The organism is Polaromonas sp. P1_G2 (genome assembly GCF_056405515.1).
On record NZ_JBFUBY010001283.1, the window covers coordinates 1 to 430 of the forward strand.

Consider the following 430-nt stretch of genomic DNA (forward strand, 5'->3'; position numbering starts at 1 on the left):
AGCATATCGAGCCCTTCCTCATAGCGGCCGAGTTCGATCAGGACCGCGCCACGCGAGCCTCGCGAGGTGGCACGGTCGGGATTGAGATCCAATGCGGACTGTGACCAGCGATCCAGGTTTTCAAGTTGCATGCCGGGGTCATGACCGAGGTAAAACGTCACCAGCATATCTAGTGCCCCCAGCTTTTCGGGGCTGGGTGGCAAATGGTCAACCTCGGCTGCGATGTCGCGATGTCGTTTTTCGCGCTCTGCCTCACTACTGATGTGAAGCTTGTTGAGAAGGAATATGTAACGCTGTCTTAAACCCAGTGGCACTGCCGCGCTGGCGCCACGAACGGGGCTATCCGCCAGGATCTCGGCATAGGCAGCTTGCTCCTGTCGCGTGGTCTTTCCGCTCATAGCATTCCACAACGCACGGCCATCAGTCGGAC

Annotated in this window: 1 protein-coding gene; it reads right to left on the reverse strand. The window is 58.4% G+C overall.

Translation table 11 applies throughout. The annotated features are described in order from the left end of the window. A partial coding sequence (locus AC1D0P_RS30155; RefSeq protein ID WP_477680090.1) for a hypothetical protein occupies positions 1-398 on the reverse strand: 398 nt, incomplete at its 3' end. Positions 399-430 lie beyond the last annotated feature (32 nt).